Origin of the sequence: Conexibacter stalactiti (assembly GCF_033542075.1) — a bacterium.
Lineage (GTDB): Bacteria > Actinomycetota > Thermoleophilia > Solirubrobacterales > Solirubrobacteraceae > Conexibacter > Conexibacter stalactiti.
Genome location: NZ_JAWSTH010000144.1, coordinates 1 through 13,248, shown reverse-complemented (window position 1 = coordinate 13,248; position 13,248 = coordinate 1). Strand labels below are relative to the sequence as shown.

The window sequence follows — 13,248 nt, the reverse complement described above, 5'->3', positions numbered from 1 at the left end:
GATGGTCAACTTCACCAAGAACAACATCCTGCAGCAGGCCGGCACGAGCATGCTCGCGCAGGCCCAGCAGGCCCCGCAGGCCGTCCTCTCGCTCCTGCGCTAGGACTCACTCGATCAGGCACGCCGGCGCGGTCAAGTGATCGCGCCGGCTGCCGATCATTAGGACTGATGTCCCTCGCAGCAGCCATCGCGCGCATCGAAGAGATCCAGGGCGCCTTCGCCCCGCGCGACACCACCCCGGTCCAGCCGAGCAACGGCGGCGCCGCGGCTCCGACCGCGGTCACGGCGTCGGCCTCCAGCGCGAACGCCTTCTCCAACCTGCTCAACCGCTCGCTCGGGAACACCAACCCGGCGCTCACGATGCCGATCTCCTCGCCGGCCGGTTTCGTCAACGGCCTCGGCGGCCTGACCGGCGTCTCCAACGGCGGCGCCTCCGCCCCGGGCGCTCAGGCGATGGTCGCGCTGGCGCAGGGCGAGGTCGGCCAGGCCGAGTACCCGGACGGCTCCAACGACTCGCCGCGGATCGCCACCTACCGCGAGGCGACCGCCGGCAGCGGCGTCGGCCCGTGGTGCGCCTACTTCGTCTCCTGGCTCGGTCAGCAGACCGGCAACCCGCTCGGTGAGAGCGGCCAGGGCTTCGGCCGCGTCGACGACGTCTACGCGTGGGCCCAGAGCACCGGCCGCGCCGTCCCCAACGGCCCCGGCGCGACCCCGCAGCCTGGCGATCTGATCGTCTGGGACGAGCACATCGGCATGGTCGAGCAGGTGCTGCCCGACGGTCGCATCCAGACGATCGAGGGCAACTCCTCCAACCAGGTCAAGCGCAACGTCCACGACGCCGGCTCCGCGCTCGGCTACGTTCGAATGAGTTGAGGACCCGACGGCGAATAACCGGTTCGATGCTGCGTGACGACCATCTCTACCCGACCGGCGGCCTGGGGCAGATCCCCGGGAACGTCGACGGTTGGATCGCCGCCCGTCGCAGACCGGTCACCGTCGTCGTCGTCGACCCGCACGCGCCCGTGCGCGAGGGTCTGCCGTTGCTGCTGGAGCGCGAGGGGATCGCGGTCGTCGCGACCGCCGCGACCGGCGACGGCGGCGAGGCCGTGATCGGCCAGCACCAGCCGGACGTGGCGCTCGTCGCGCTAGACCTCGCCGACGCCGACGGGATCGTGCTCCTGCGCCGCCTCGTGCAGCGCGGCGTCAGCAGCGCCGTCGTGCTCTACACCGACGACGAGGATCCGCAGCAGGCCGCGCTCGCCGTCCATGCCGGCGCCGCGGGCGTGATCGCCAAGCGCCGCTCGATCGGCGAGCTGGGCGGCGCCCTGCGTCAGGTCGCCGCCGGCGGCCTCTGGTTCAACGAGCCCGGCGACGCCGACACGCCACCGCCGCCGCGCCCGGCCGCGACGATCCTCGCCGGCATCTGCGAGCGCCGCACCGCGACCCTCTCCGACGCCGAGCTGCGCGTGCTCGCGCTCGTCGCCGCCGGCAGCTCGACCGAGGCGATGGCCGACGAGCTGTCGGTCAGCCCCCACACCGTGCGCACCCACCTGCGCAACGTGATGCGCAAGCTGGAGGCCTCCAGCCGCGCCCACGCCGTCGCGATCGCGATCCGCGAAGCCGCGATCCCGGCCTAGCCGGCGCGCAGCCCCGACTCGTCGCCGCTCAGCCCGAGGCCGGGGAGCGTGACGCGGCCGGCATCGGCGGTGACCGAGCCGATCCGGGCGGTGCCGGGGTGGTGGGCGGAGAGCAGCGCGATCGCGGCGTCGGCCTGCGCGGCCGGGACGGTCGCGACGAAGCCGCAGCCCATGTTGAAGACCTTCCACATCTCGGCCGGCGCGACGGCGCCGAGGCGGGCGATCAGCTCGAAGACCGGCAGCACCGGCAGCGGGCTGTCGATCTCGTAGCCGATCCCCTTGCCGAGCCGCAGCAGGTTCAGCACGCCGCCGCCGGTGATGTGGGCGAGGCCGTGGACGGGGACCTCGCTGCGCAGCAGGTCGAGCACCGCGCGCACGTAGATCACCGTCGGCTCCAGCAGCACGTCGGCGACTGAGGCACCGCCCAGCTCGGCGGGCGTCTCGCCGAGGCCGAGCGCGCCCTGCTCCAGCAGCGCGCGGCGCGCGAGCGTCAGGCCGTTGGAGTGGACGCCGGAGGCGGGAATGCCGATCAGCGCGTCGCCGGCCGCGATCTTCTCGCCGGTCACGATCGCGTCGAGCGCGACGGTGCCGAAGCAGGCGCCGGTCAGGTCGAAGCCGAGCGGGGAGGGATGGCCCTTGACCAGCTCCGGCAGCTGCGCCAGCTCGCCGCCGGGGATCTCCACGCCGGCCTGCTCCGCGCCGGCTTTCAGGCCGCGCGCGATCGCGCCCAGGACCTGCGGGTCGGCCTGCTCGACGGCGAGGTAGTCGAGCACGGCGATCGGCTCGGCACCGACGCAGATGACGTCGTTGACGTTCATCGCGATGCAGTCGATCCCGACGGTGTCGTAGCGGCCGGTCTGCTCGGCGACGATCACCTTCGTGCCGACGCCGTCGGCACCGACGGCGATGCCGAGGTTCGGCGCGACTCTCAGCACGTTCGCGTAGTGGCCGGAGGGGAGGACCGACAGCGAGGGCCGGCCCGGATCGATCGTGCGCAGCACGTCGACGAGCGCGCGGACGCCCGCGTCGGCTTCGGCGATGTCGACGCCGGCGGCAGCGTAGGAGTCGCTCATGGCCCGGATTGTCGCAGCCGTCGCGCCACGACCGCTGCCAGGCCGATCCGGTACGCGGCATACGGCGCGAGCGAGCGGTCGCGCTCAACCTGCCGGATCAGCCAGGTCGAGCCGAGTGTCGAGGCGAACGAGGCGACCGTCCCGGCGGCGAAGGCGGCACGCGTGCGCGGCGGCAGCCCGCGCTTGATCAGCCGCGTCCCCTTCAGCGCGGTCGCGGCGACGATGATCGGCAGCGCGACGTGGCGCGAGAGCGCGTTGGCGTCCTCGCGCGTGAAGCGGCGCAGGCGCGCCGCCGCGAGCGTCGCGCCGTTGCGGGAGATCCCCGGCACCAGCGCGGCTGCCTGGCCGGCGCCGAGCGCCAGCGCATCGCGCCAGTCGGCGCTCTCTCTCGTGCGCTCCTGCGGCCGCATGTCGGCGGCCGCCATCGCCAGCGAGCCGAGCACGAGCCCGGCGGCGATCGTCGCGGGCGTGCCGAGATGGCGCTCGATCGGACGCTCGAGCGTGAAGGCGAGCACCCCGGCCGGCGCGAACGACAGCACGATCAGCTCGAGCCGGCGGCGGTCGAGCCCGCGCGCCGCCTCGCCGACCTCGTCGCGCAGGCCGATCAGCAGCGCCGCCGCGGTGCCGGCGTGGAGCGCGACCTCGAACGCCTTGCGCAGCTCCGCGTCGAGCTCGGCGTACGGCCACCGCAGCAGCCACGGCACGAGCGTGATGTGGCCGGAGGAGGAGATCGGCAGCAGCTCGGCCGGCCCGTGCAGCAGGCCGAGCGCGACCGCGTGGCCGAGCGGGAGCGCGGGCTCCGGCGCCGGGCTCACACCGTGTCGGTCGCCGGCTCGGCGCCGCGCTTGCGGTACCAGCGGACGGCGTAGTAGGCGACGATCGCAACGATCGCGACGGCGACCGCGTAGTCGACGTAGTGGAGGTTGTCCTTCCACGTCGTCCAGTTGTCGCGCGCCTCTTTGCCGATGAAGGTGAGCGCGAAGACCCACGGCAGGCAGCCGACGAAGGTGAGGATCGAGAAGCGCACGAACGGCATCCGCGAGACGCCGGCCGGCAGCGAGATGAAGGTGCGCACGATCGGCAGCATCCGCGTCACGAGCACGGCGGCCGAGCCGTACTTCTCGAACCAGCGGTCGGCCTGCTCCAGCTGTCTTCTCGAGATGTGCAGCTTTCTGCCGTGTCTCTCCAGCAGCTCGACGCGGCCGAAGTAGCCGACGCCGTAGGCGATCCACGAGCCGACGAGATTGGCGCTCGCGCCCACCAGCGTCGCGGCCAGCAGCGAGTAGTGGCCGAGCGAGACGTTGAAGCCGGCGAACAGCATCGTCGCCTCGGACGGGATCGGGATGCAGGCGCTCTCCAGCGTCATCAGGATGAAGACCCCGACGAGGCCCATCGCGTCGACGACGTCGGTCGCGAAGTTGATCAGCGGCTCTGTGATCGATGCGAGCAGAAGCGGTGGCACGGCAGGGAAGGGTAACGGCGCACCGCTGAAAGGTGGCTGGGAGGTCGCTGAGCGCGCCGCCCGGTCCCCCTCCGGGCGGCGCGCGCGGTCAGCCGCGGGCCGTCAGGGCGCGTTGTACGCCTCGAACTCCTCCAGCACCGAGAATTCGCCTCTGATGCCATCCTCGAAGAGGGCGCGCAGCTGCGTCGTTCTGACCGGTCTGAAGTCGAACTGCACGCGCTGGCTGCCGTCGTCGGTGAGCGGCATGACCCAGTCTCTGAGCGGGTTGCTCTGTCCCGCGCCGACCACGTCGACGTCGGTCCAGGTCGCGGTTGCGTCATCGAGCCACTGCACCCGCAGCTGGCCGATCGAGCGGTCCTCGGGCGGCTGCGGCATCATCCAGATCGGCCCGCGCAGGACGACGCGGCTGAACTCCCGCGTCGTTCTCCACTGGACCCCGGCGTAGTCGGGGAAGGTCATCGCCGTGTCGTCCATCCAGTAGCCGGGGCCGCTGGGGGCGAACGGCACGCCGTTGTTGATGACGCTGGTGGAGCCGGGGAGGCGCTCCGAGGAGGTGAACGGCGTGCCGCCGTGCTCCGTCAGCGCGAGGTTCGGAGGCGTGCAGTCGTACGCCTCCAGCTCCGCCAGCCACGACCAGCCGTCGCTCGAGCCGTCCTCGATCAGCACGCGCACCGTCGGAGTTGTGACCGGCGTCGCGAGGTCGAAGGTGCGCGTCTCGCTGCCGTCGGCGGTGCCGACCGGGCCGCTCCAGTCGATGATCGGGTTGTCCTGGCCGGCCGCGCCGACGACGTCTCTGTAGGTGCCGCTCGGCCCGTCGTAGTACTGGATCCGCGTTCTTCTGAGCGTCGTCTCGCCGACGGGGAAGCCGGGCTGGACGAGCGGGATCTTCACGACGATCCTGCTGATTCTTCTCACGTGTCTCCAGGTGACCCCGACGTAGTCGGGCCAGACGCCGTTGGTGTTGTCGTTCCAGTAGCCCCGCGTCGCGCCCGACTCGAGCACGCCGTTGACGACGCCTCTGACCGGGTACAGGCCGCTCGAGTGGACCGAGGAGGCGTACGGCAGGGCATCGGATTCCTGCGCGGCGTTGACGCAGCTGTCAGCGAGGGCTGGCGCGGCAGGCGTCAGCAGCAGAGCCGCGGACGCGGCCAGAAGGATCCGGCGCATAGAGATTCCCCTTGATCGAGTTGGCGCGTCGGAGCGGACGCGCACGGCGACGGTAACGAATGCAAAAAGCCGTTTGCGTAAAGATCTCTGTTCTCGTCCAGGCCGGGGTGGACGTGCCAGCACGGCCTGCGTACTAGCCTCGTCCGCATGTCCATCGCGCGGAGCACGACCATCACATGCGCGCTCGCGGCGCTCGCGCTCGGCGCGGCCGCCTGCGGCGATTCCGACGATGCCTCGACGACCGTCGTGGAGCGCGCGACGGTGACGCGCACGGTCACCGTGCCGGCTCGTCCGACGACGCCGGCGCCGCCGCCGGAGACGACGCCCGCGACGACCCCGCCGCCGGCCGCGCCGCTGACGTTGCGGGCGGCCGAGCAGGTGCTCGACGGGCGCGGCTTCGCGACGCTGGCCGAGAGAGACTGGCGCCCGGACCAGAACCTGAAGGTGCTGCTCGGCGTCAGACGCGGCGTCAGCGACGACGGCGCGCAGCAGGCCTTCTTCTTCGTCGGCGACCGCTTCATCGGCACCGACACGAGAGATCCCAGCGGCCGCATCGCGGTGACCGCCCAGAGCGACGACGCGATCACGCTCGCCTACGGCCTCTACAGACCGGACGACTCGATCGAGTCGCCGAGCGGCGGCGAGACCGAGGTCACCTACACGTGGGACGGCGACAGACTTTCGCCGCAGGAGCCGATCCCGCCGTCAGCGACCGACGCGGCGCTCAGCCGCCGCTGACGCTCACCCGCCGCCGCTGAGCGCCGTCGCGGGCGGCGCCGGCAGCGTCTCGAGCGCCCGCACGAGCGGCTCCAGCTCCGGCACCTGCTCGGCCTCCGCGAGCGCGGAGCGGACCGCCTCGTCGTGGGTCGGACGCGCGGCCGCCAGCAGCGCGGCGCCGGCGTCGGTCACCTGGCTGTAGATCCCGCGGCGGTCGTCGGCGCAGAGGTAGCGCGCCAGCAGGCCGCGCTCCTCCAGCCGCGTCACCAGCCGCGTCGTCGCGCTCTGGCTCAGCACGACCGCGGTCGACAGCTGCTGCATCCGCATGTGGTGCTCGTCCTGGCGCGAGAGCACGTCGAGCACCGTGTACTCGCTGACCGAGATGTCGTGCGCGGCCTCGAGCGCTCTGCCGAGGCGGTCCTCGATGCGAGCGTGCAGCGCAGCGAGCGTGCGCCACCCCTGGGCGCGGGCTTCGGCGGCGTCGGCGGGCATCGTCATGGCGGTCCTCCGGAGGGCAAACGTGCGCGCACTTGCGGCGCGCGCTAACATCCAGCGTCTGCAATATCCCGCGTCTGCAACTATTGCCAACGCCGGTAAGCAGCTCGTCTGTCTCTGACGCTACCAGGAAGGACCTCCAATGCCACCCGCGTTGATCGCGCTCGCACTCGGCGCCTTCGGCATCGGCACGACGGAGTTCGTGATCGCCGGCCTGCTGCCCGAGGTCGCGGGCGACTTCGACGTCTCGATCCCGAGCGCCGGCCTGCTGATCTCCGGCTACGCGCTCGGCGTCGCCGTCGGCGCGCCGCTGCTGACCGCCGCCGCCACGCGCGTCCCGCGCAAGGCCGTCCTGCTCGGCCTGATGGTGATCTTCATCGCCGGCAACCTGCTGTCGGCGCTGGCGCCGAGCTACGGCGTGCTGATGGCCGGCCGGATCGTCTCCTCGCTCTCGCACGGCGCCTTCTTCGGCGTCGGCTCGGTCGTCGCCGCCGGTCTCGTGCCGCCCGAGCGCCGCGCCAGCGCGATCGCGCTGATGTTCACCGGCCTGACCGCCGCCAACGTCCTCGGCGTGCCGCTCGGCACCTTCCTCGGCCAGCAGTTCGGCTGGCGCTCGACCTTCTGGGTCGTGACCGCGCTCGGCGTCGTCGCCTTCGCCGGGATCGTCGCGCTCGTGCCGCGCCAGCCGGCCGACCCCGACGCCAACCTGCGCCGCGAGCTGGCCGTCTTCCGCCGCGGTCAGGTGTGGCTGGCGCTCGCGATGACGGCGCTCGGCTTCGGCGGCGTCTTCGCCGCCTTCACCTTCATCGCGCCGATGATGACCGATCTGGCGGGCTTCTCCGACGGCGCCGTCACGTGGCTGCTGGTGCTGTTCGGCGCCGGCCTCGTCGCCGGAAACCTCGTCGGCGGCCGGCTCGCCGACCGCGCGCTGATGCGCAGCCTCTACGGCATCCTGCTCGCGCTCACGGCGGTGCTGGTGCTGTTCACCGTCACCGCCCACTCGCAGCTCGGCTCGATCGTCACGATCGCGCTGCTCGGCTTCGCCGGCTTCGCGACCGTCCCGCCGCTGCAGGCGCGCATGATGCAGCAGGCGGAGGGCGCGCCGACGCTCGCCTCCGCCGCCAACATCGGCGCGTTCAACCTCGGCAACGCGGCCGGCGCCTGGCTTGCCGGATTGGCGCTCGACGCCGGTTGGGGGTACACCTCCCCAAGCTGGGTCGGCGCCGCCCTCGTCGCGACCGGCCTCGCCGTCGCGCTGCTGTCGGGTCGGCTTGACCGTCGCGCCGCGACGGCGACCGCCCAGTCACCTCTCACCACGACATGAAGGACCTCCCCCGCATGAGCCAGATCCCCAACCTGACGCTCAACGACGGCGTCGCGATCCCGCAGTTCGGCTTCGGCGTCTTCCAGGTGCCGCCGGCCGAGACGGCGAAGGCCGTCACGACCGCCTTCGAGCTCGGCTACCGCCACATCGACACCGCCGCGATCTACGGCAACGAGGCCGAGGTCGGCGCGGCGATCGCCGCCGCCGGCATCGCGCGCGACGAGCTGTTCGTCACGACCAAGCTGTGGAACGGCGAGCAGGGCTACGACAGCGCGCTGCGCGCCTTCGACGTCAGCGCCGGCAAGCTCGGCCTCGACGTCGTCGACCTCTACCTGATCCATTGGCCGGTGCCCTCGCGCGACAGATACGTCGACAGCTGGAGAGCGCTCGTGAGACTGAAGGAGGACGGCCGCGTCCGCTCGATCGGCGTCTCCAACTTCCAGCCGGCCCACCTGCGGCGGCTCTTCGACGAGGTCGGTGTCGTGCCGTCGGTCAACCAGGTCGAGCTGCACCCGCATCTCCAGCAGGCGGCGCTGCGCGCCTTCCACGCCGAGCACGGGATCGTCACCGAGGCGTGGTCGCCGCTGGCGCAGGGCGCGGTGCTCGACGCGCCGGTGCTGGAGAAGATCGCCGCGGCGCACGGCAAGACGACCGCCCAGGTCGTGCTGCGCTGGCACATCCAGCTCGGCAACGTCGTCTTCCCGAAGTCGGTCACGCCGTCGCGGATCGCCGAGAACGTCGACGTCTTCGACTTCGCGCTGAGCGACGCCGAGCTGGCCTCGATCGCGACGCTGGAGCGCGCCGAGCGGACCGGCTTCGACCCCGACACCATGGATCTCGCGTGAGCAATTAGGGTTCGTCGCCGCCATGGCGATCCCCCTCTTCGACACGAGACGGCCGGTCGCGCCGCTGCGCGCCGCGATCGACGCGCGCATCGCGGCGGTGCTCGACGGCGGCGCCTTCATCCTCGGCCCCGAGGTCGCCGCCTTCGAGGCTGAGCTGGCGGCGTACCTCGGCGTCAGGCACGTCGTCTCGGTCGCCAACGGCACCGACGCGATCACGATCGCCCTGCAGGCGCTCGGCGTCGGGCCGGGCGACGAGGTCGTCGTGCCGTCGTTCACCTTCTACGCGAGCGCGGAGGCGATCCCGCCGACCGGCGCCACGCCGGTCTTCTGCGACGTCGACCGCGACACGATGAACGTGACGGCGGAGACGGTGAAGGCGGCGCTGACGCCGCGCACGAAGGCGGTCGTCGCCGTCGACCTGTTCGGCAACCCGGCCGACGTCGCGGCGATCGAGACGCTCGGCGTGCCGGTCGTCGAGGACGCGGCGCAGGCGGCCGGCTCGCTGCTGGGCGGCCGCCGCACGGCGGCGCTCGGGACGGTCGGGACACTCTCCTTCTTCCCCTCCAAGAACCTCGGCTGCTTCGGCGACGGCGGCGCGATCGCGACCGACGACGACCAGCTCGCGGAGGAGGTGCGCGTGCTGCGCTTCCACGGCTCGCGCGACAAGGTCAGCTTCGAGCGGATCGGCTGGAACTCGCGGCTCGACGAGCTGCAGGCCGCGATCCTGCGCGTGCTGCTGCCGCGGCTCGACGGCTGGGCCGAGGGCCGCCGCGCGGCGTGGAGCAACTACGAGGCCGCCGGCCTGTGGGAGCTGGTCGCGCCGCAGGCGCCGACGGCAGGTGCGGAGGTCTGCTGGGGGCTGCAGGTCGTGCGCTCGCGGCACGCGGAGCTGCTGGAGCAGGCGCTGCCGGGCGCGGGGGTCGGCGCGCGCGGCTACTACCGCACGCCGCTGCACCTCCAGCGCGCCTTCGAGCCGTGGACCGGCGACGGGCGCGTGCTGCCGCTGCCGGCGACCGACGAGCTGGCCCGCACGCATCTCGCGATCCCGATGAACCCGCTGCTGTCGCGCGCGGACGCTGACGCGGTCACCGTCGCCGTGCGTGACGCGCTCGACGGCGCGGCCTGAGCAGGAGGCTTCACCGATGCGCGTCTGGATCGATCTGACCAACTCCCCCCACGTGCTCGTGATGCGGCCGATCATCGAGCTGCTGAGAGCGGACGGTCACGAGGTGCGCGTGACCGCGCGCGACTTCGCCCAGACGCTGCAGCTGTGCGCCCGCTTCGGGATCGACCACACGGCGATCGGCCACCACCGCGGCGAGAAGCTGTCGGCGAAGGCGGCGGGGCTGGCGCAGCGCTCCGGCGCGCTCGTCCGCTGGGCGCGCCGCAACGGTCGGTTCGATCTCGCGCTCGGCCACGGCTCCAACGACGTCTCGGTCGCCGCCGCGCTGCTGCGGATCCCCTGCTCGACGACGTTCGACTACGAGTGGGCGACCGTCCAGCACACCGTCAACTGCCGGCTCGCGCAGGCGGTCGTCGTGCCGCAGGCGATCCCGCCGGAGCGGCTGGCGCGCTACGGCGCCGTGCCGAAGCTCGGCCGCTACGCGGGCCTGAAGGAGGAGTACTACCTCGCCGACTTCGAGCCCGACCCGGCGATCATCGACGAGCTGGGGCTCGACACGAGCGAGCCGGTCGTCGTCGTGCGCACGCCGCCGGAGGTCTCGCTCTACCACCGCTTCGAGCACGACACCTTCGGCGCGGTGCTGGCGAAGCTGCGCGACGCTGGCGCCCAGACCGTCGTGCTGCCGCGCACGCCGGCGCAGCGCGAGCAGCTGCGCGAGGCCGGCGGCTTCATCCTGCCCGAGCGCGCGATCGACGCGCAGTCGCTGATCGCGTACGCCGATCTGATGATCTCCGCCGGCGGCACGATGAACCGCGAGGCGGTCGCGCTCGGCACGCCGGTCTTCACGAGCTTCGAGGGCAGACTCGGCGCCGTCGACGAGCAGCTGATCGCCGACGGCCGGCTGCTGCGCCTGACCGATCCCGACGAGGTCGTGATCGCGAAGCGCTCGCGCGCCGCTGACGGCGACGCTGCCCGTGTCCGCCGCGATCCGCGCGCCTTCGCCGCGCTGCTGGCCGCGCCCGTCGGCGGTCTCTGAGGCGCGTCTTCGCCCCTCCGCTGGCGCCGACCCCTACAATTCCCGCCAATGCGCCGGTGGTATCGCTCCGGAGCGTTCCCGGTTCACCGCCACTCGCTGATACAGCTCGTCGTGGATGGTGCACTGGTCGCCCTCGCCTACGTGCTCGCCTTCCAGCTGCGGTTCGATTCGGGCATCCCGCGTCGCTACGAGCTGCTGCGCGACGACACGATCTACTGGGTCGTCCCCGTCTGCATCGTCGTCTTCGCGCTGTTCGGCCTCTACCAGCGGCTGTGGACCTACGTCGGCCAGCGCGACTACCAAGCGCTTGCCCAAGCGGTCGTCGTCTCGGCCGTGCTGGTGATCGGCGGGATCGCCGTGATCCACCCGGTCCAGGTCGAGGCGCACAACGGCGTCCAGGTCGCCGTCGGCATGCCGACCGGCGTCGCGGCGATGTGGGTGCTGCTGATGGGCGTCTCGATGGCGGCGGTGCGCTTCATCGCCCATCTCGCCTTCGAGGGCCGCAAGCGCGGCATGCGCGTCGTCAAGGGCGCCCGTGACGTGCTCGTCGTCGGCGGCGGCGACGGCGGCCGCCTGCTCGTGCGCGAGCTGGTCCGCAACCCGACGCTGCGGCTGCGCCCCGTCGGCTTCCTCGACGACGATCCGCGCAAGCGCGGGATGAAGGACGAGCACGGCCTGAAGGTGCTCGGCACGACCTCTGAGGCCGACCTCTCGCGCGTGCTCGACAAGGTCGAGCCGCACGAGGTGATCATCGCGATCCCCTCCGCGCCCGGCGAGCTGCGCGCGCGCATCGTGCGCGCCTGCCGTGAGCGCGGGATACCCGTCCGCACGCTGCCGACCGTCTTCGAGCTGCTGCAGAGCGAGGCCGGCGGGATGCAGGTGATGCGCCAGCTGCGCGAGCTGTCGATCGAGGACATCCTCGGCCGCGAGCCGGTGCGGATGGAGCTGGAGCGCGTCGGCGCGTACCTCAGAGGCGAGGTCGTGATGGTGACCGGCGCCGGCGGCTCGATCGGCAGCGAGCTGTGCCGTCAGATCGCGCGCGTCAATCCGCGCCGGATCGTGCTCGTCGACCACGCCGAGGACAACCTCTTCGAGATCTTGCGCGAGCTGGAGGGCGAGCGCCACGTGCGCACCGCCGTGCCCGTGCTCGCCGACTGCAAGGAAGAGGAGCGGATGCGCGAGGTCTTCCGCGAGCATCGCCCCGCGGTCGTCTTCCACGCCGCCGCGTACAAGCACGTCGGGATGATGGAGCAGAACCCCGTCGAGGCCGTCCGCAACAACGCGCTCGCGACGCGGCTGGTCGCGCGGATCGCGGGCGAGCACTCCGTCAAGACCTTCGTGCTCGTCTCGACCGACAAGGCGGTCAAGCCGGCGACGGTGATGGGCGCCTCCAAGGCACTCGCCGAGTGGGCCGTCGAGGCCGCCGCCGCGCGCCATCCGGAGACGCGCTACGCGACCGTCCGCTTCGGCAACGTGCTCGGCTCCTCCGGCTCGGTCGTGCCGATCTTCCGCCGCCAGATCGCCGCCGGCGGCCCCGTCACGATCACCGACCCGCGCATGCAGCGCTGGTTCATGACGATCCCCGAGGCCGTCCAGCTGATCATCCGCTCCGGCTCGCTGTCGGAGCGCAGCGGCGACGTCTTCGTGCTGGAGATGGGCGAGCCGGTCAAGATCGTCGACCTCGCGCGCGAGATGATCCGCCTCTCCGGGCTCGACCCCGAGAGAGACATCGCGATCGAGGTGGTCGGCGCGCGCGCCGGCGAGAAGTTCCACGAAGAGCTGTTCAACCCGTACGAGCGCCCGCAGCAGACCGCGGCCGAGAAGATCCTGCGCGCCGAGCGCGCGCGGCTGGACCAGGCATGGGTCGAGTCGACCTTCGGCGAGATCAACCTGTTCGTGCTCGAAGGGGACGCCGCCGGCCTCGCCGCGAAGGTCGCCGAGCTGGCCGCCGTCCGAACCGCTCCGGGCCCCCAGGTACCCTCGTGAGACCCCTGAGCGCCGTGGCCGACGGCGTGAGGCCCTAGACTGCCCCGGCTCCATGCTCGTGACGTTCGCGTTCTCCGCCACAGAATTCGTCAAGGACGTCGGCTCCTACGCCGGCTTCGCAGCCGTCGTCGCGCTCGCGCTGTTCGCGCTGCTGCTGTTCGCGCAGGGGCGCGAGATCAAGCGCCTGCGCGACTGGGGCGGCCAGGCCCACGACCGCATCGGCGAGCTCGAGCGCAGCGTCGCCGCCGCGCTCGACATGGCCCGTCGCGCCTCGCGCGCGCAGGCGCAGCCCGCGCCGACCGCCGGCCCGTCGCCGACGCAGCAGGCGCGCGGCCCGGTCTCCCGCCGCCCCGTCGGACCGGCTCCGGCCGTCGCTGCCGCCG

General features: G+C 72.4%; 14 protein-coding genes and 1 pseudogene. 10 read left to right on the top strand and 5 right to left on the bottom strand.

Features of this window, described 5'->3' with window-relative positions; all coding sequences use genetic code 11:
* The 3 genes from R7226_RS29210 to R7226_RS29200 form a co-directional block, all read left to right on the top strand.
* Positions 1-103 (top strand): flagellin (locus R7226_RS29210; RefSeq protein WP_318601001.1); only part of this gene is annotated, 103 nt, incomplete at its 5' end.
* 65 nt (positions 104-168) lie between these two features.
* Complete coding sequence (locus tag R7226_RS29205; protein ID WP_318601000.1) at positions 169-873, top strand: CHAP domain-containing protein; 705 nt, start codon at positions 169-171, stop codon at positions 871-873.
* Between the two features lie 26 nt (positions 874-899).
* Positions 900-1,637, top strand: a complete 738-nt coding sequence (locus R7226_RS29200) for a response regulator transcription factor (protein WP_318600999.1) — start codon at positions 900-902, stop codon at positions 1,635-1,637.
* Here the strand turns inward: R7226_RS29200 and purM are convergent.
* The 4 genes from purM to R7226_RS29180 form a co-directional block, all read right to left on the bottom strand.
* Entirely contained in the window at positions 1,634-2,710 is a 1,077-nt protein-coding gene (gene purM, locus R7226_RS29195) for a phosphoribosylformylglycinamidine cyclo-ligase (RefSeq protein WP_318600998.1), read from the bottom strand. The two genes, R7226_RS29200 and purM, sit on opposite strands and share 4 nt — an antisense overlap.
* On the bottom strand, positions 2,707-3,525 hold the full coding sequence (locus R7226_RS29190) for an undecaprenyl-diphosphate phosphatase (protein ID WP_318600997.1): 819 nt from the start codon (positions 3,523-3,525) through the stop codon (positions 2,707-2,709). Before R7226_RS29190 ends, purM begins: the two co-directional genes overlap by 4 nt.
* Entirely contained in the window at positions 3,522-4,172 is a 651-nt protein-coding gene (locus R7226_RS29185; RefSeq protein WP_318600996.1) for a DedA family protein, read from the bottom strand. The genes R7226_RS29190 and R7226_RS29185 overlap by 4 nt, the downstream gene beginning before the upstream one ends.
* A gap of 102 nt (positions 4,173-4,274) precedes the next feature.
* Positions 4,275-5,339, bottom strand: coding sequence for a hypothetical protein (locus R7226_RS29180; RefSeq protein WP_318600995.1), 1,065 nt, complete (start codon positions 5,337-5,339; stop codon positions 4,275-4,277).
* Positions 5,340-5,486: 147 nt separating this feature from the next.
* Here R7226_RS29180 and R7226_RS29175 point away from each other — a divergent pair, with 147 nt between their 5' ends.
* The gene (locus R7226_RS29175; RefSeq protein WP_318600994.1) at positions 5,487-6,077 is read left to right on the top strand and encodes an LppP/LprE family lipoprotein; all 591 of its coding nucleotides are present in this window, start codon (positions 5,487-5,489) and stop codon (positions 6,075-6,077) included.
* Positions 6,078-6,080: 3 nt separating this feature from the next.
* Here the strand turns inward: R7226_RS29175 and R7226_RS29170 are convergent, their stop codons facing one another.
* Entirely contained in the window at positions 6,081-6,554 is a 474-nt protein-coding gene (locus R7226_RS29170) for a MarR family winged helix-turn-helix transcriptional regulator (protein WP_318600993.1), read from the bottom strand.
* Positions 6,555-6,693: 139 nt separating this feature from the next.
* Between R7226_RS29170 and R7226_RS29165 the strand changes: the two genes are divergently transcribed.
* The 6 genes and pseudogenes from R7226_RS29165 to R7226_RS29140 all read left to right on the top strand — a co-directional run.
* On the top strand, positions 6,694-7,875 hold the full coding sequence (locus R7226_RS29165; protein ID WP_318600992.1) for an MFS transporter: 1,182 nt from the start codon (positions 6,694-6,696) through the stop codon (positions 7,873-7,875).
* A gap of 14 nt (positions 7,876-7,889) precedes the next feature.
* Entirely contained in the window at positions 7,890-8,720 is an 831-nt protein-coding gene (locus R7226_RS29160) for an aldo/keto reductase (RefSeq protein WP_318600991.1), read from the top strand.
* A 22-nt stretch (positions 8,721-8,742) separates the two neighbouring features.
* Positions 8,743-9,846: a DegT/DnrJ/EryC1/StrS family aminotransferase gene (locus tag R7226_RS29155; RefSeq protein ID WP_318600990.1), complete on the top strand. Its 1,104-nt coding sequence runs from the start codon at positions 8,743-8,745 to the stop codon at positions 9,844-9,846.
* A 16-nt stretch (positions 9,847-9,862) separates the two neighbouring features.
* A complete protein-coding gene (locus tag R7226_RS29150) occupies positions 9,863-10,879 on the top strand; it encodes a DUF354 domain-containing protein (RefSeq protein ID WP_318600989.1) in 1,017 nt (338 codons plus the stop codon).
* A 111-nt stretch (positions 10,880-10,990) separates the two neighbouring features.
* Positions 10,991-12,865 carry a nucleoside-diphosphate sugar epimerase/dehydratase gene (locus R7226_RS29145; protein WP_318600988.1) on the top strand — a complete coding sequence of 625 codons (1,875 nt, stop codon included), beginning with the start codon at positions 10,991-10,993 and terminating at the stop codon, positions 12,863-12,865.
* A 52-nt stretch (positions 12,866-12,917) separates the two neighbouring features.
* Positions 12,918-13,248: pseudogene (locus R7226_RS29140) on the top strand (hypothetical protein); the annotation flags it as partial.